A 1435-nucleotide genomic window follows, 5' to 3' on the forward strand; every position below is an offset into this window, starting at 1 on the left:
GCAACAAGCGAACACCTTACGTGCCCGGCAAGCTCCGCCGAAGGCAAGCCAAAGCGTTTTGGGATTCTTAAACCCTTTTGGAAAAGGGTTTAAGCCTCCGGAGGGCCGCCGGAGGCTATACTATAACTAACGCTTGCGGCTAAGCAGAATGAGAGCCGGGAGTCCGAGAAGAAGCAGCAGCGCCGTGGCCGGTTCCGGTGTCGGGATGGTGCCGTTGCTGGTTTCTTCGAACCGGAAAAGCGCTTCTTCGATGTTGACGTTTGCGTATGCGCCTACTGGTTCCTGTTCGTTTTCTTCTGCCAAGACGGTGTTCCAGAAATAGAGATCGAAGGCGTACCGCGTATCGAAATCTAGGTTCAGCATGCCGCTTTCATGTACGTCGAGATCGACTGATGTCAGGCCAAGTGTGGACACTCGGTCTTCGAGCAGGTCGTCGATGTACAGCAGGTTGTCTGCACCCACTTTGTATAAAACGAACGTGTATTGAGATCTGGACTGGGCAAAGTACCCGTATGCTTCGAGCAGGCCGGAAAGGTCCATGTTCCAATTCAAGGATGCCGTTCCGGTTTCGCCGGGGTTGATGATGAATTCGGTGTTGGACGTAAAGCTGGATCGCCCGTCGAAGTCGAATGTTCCCGGCACGGTGTTAGTGAGCGCGGCCGTGTTCATGAACTCCACATACCCCGGCCCTTGCGCGGCGGGAGCGCCGTTGATGAATGAAAACGTGTAGGCGTGAGCAACGGAAATGGAGAAGAGGAGCATCGCCACAGCCACCAATGCGGCCTTCAAACTGTTCATAGCAAAGCCTCCTTGCTTGGGCCGACATGACTCGCGGCCGCTGATAATTGCACAAAGGAGAACTGAGCAAAGAGTGTTCCGAGTTAAAAAGACAGTAAGGACGGACCCTTGCAAAGGGTAAGGGTTCAAAAAGTGTCGGATTACTTTACGCATCAGTCATGCGTGTTTTACATCTTAACGAAGATACTGGGGTACATAACCGGCCCGCTCTACTCAAGATCAGTTCAATAAGCCTTTTCGGATCCAATCCTTTTCAAGAGGCCCGTCTTGCGGCTTGGCAAATGAAAAGAACTACCTTGTTGGAGTCTGTTGTGGTTGCATGCTTGCGGCATAAAGACGCGGCTGGTCGAAGCTGATGACCTCATGAATAATTGATGATTGTAGAAGCTGAAGCACTCTAAACGAGTTGCGGTTCACGCCCGCTGCCCTCTCATATCACCTACCCAAAAAGCATTTCACGCTATCAGTCTCACCTACCAAATCCAAAACCCTCACCCGACTCGACCACATTCCTGCTTCGGCCAACTGTCCATCAGCGTGGGCAACGCCCAAGCAAAAGGTTTTGCGGGAGGGTGAGGGGATGGAGAGTCTGAGAGGAAGGGGAGAGGGAGACCGCTTTTGCAAAAAGGGGTCTCCC

Annotated in this window: 1 protein-coding gene; it reads right to left on the reverse strand. The window is 52.7% G+C overall.

Annotated elements, in window-relative coordinates; genetic code table 11:
- Nucleotides 1–126: 126 nt before the first annotated feature.
- Nucleotides 127–798, reverse strand: coding sequence for a PEP-CTERM sorting domain-containing protein (locus tag JCM12178_RS17340; protein WP_054653228.1), 672 nt, complete (start codon nucleotides 796–798; stop codon nucleotides 127–129).
- Nucleotides 799–1435 lie beyond the last annotated feature (637 nt).

It is taken from the genome of Salidesulfovibrio brasiliensis JCM 12178 (assembly GCF_001311825.1).
Lineage (GTDB): Bacteria > Desulfobacterota > Desulfovibrionia > Desulfovibrionales > Desulfovibrionaceae > Pseudodesulfovibrio > Pseudodesulfovibrio brasiliensis.